Source organism: Vibrio sp. 10N.286.49.C3 (assembly GCF_041469545.1).
Taxonomy (GTDB): domain Bacteria; phylum Pseudomonadota; class Gammaproteobacteria; order Enterobacterales; family Vibrionaceae; genus Vibrio; species Vibrio tasmaniensis_A.
Genome location: NZ_JBFRKT010000113.1, coordinates 1 through 208, shown reverse-complemented (window position 1 = coordinate 208; position 208 = coordinate 1). Strand labels below are relative to the sequence as shown.

Here is a 208-nt window from a genome sequence, read left to right as displayed (position 1 = left end):
AATTAGAGATAAAATAGTGAATACATAAAAATTCATTATTGGCTACTTAGCTCAGTTGGTTAGAGCACATCACTCATAATGATGGGGTCGCAGGTTCGAATCCCGCAGTAGCCACCATTCTTTCTTTATGAAAGAAAAAGTACAAACAACGTTATATTGAATCACCAATATCGATATAACTATAAAGATTTGCTGCGGTCGTGGCGGA

The 208-nt window shown here is 36.5% G+C and carries 1 tRNA gene; it reads left to right on the top strand.

From position 1 onward, the window contains the following. Nucleotides 1–40: 40 nt before the first annotated feature. Nucleotides 41–117, top strand: a tRNA-Met gene (locus tag AB4180_RS22750). The last annotated feature ends 91 nt before the right edge of the window (nucleotides 118–208 follow it).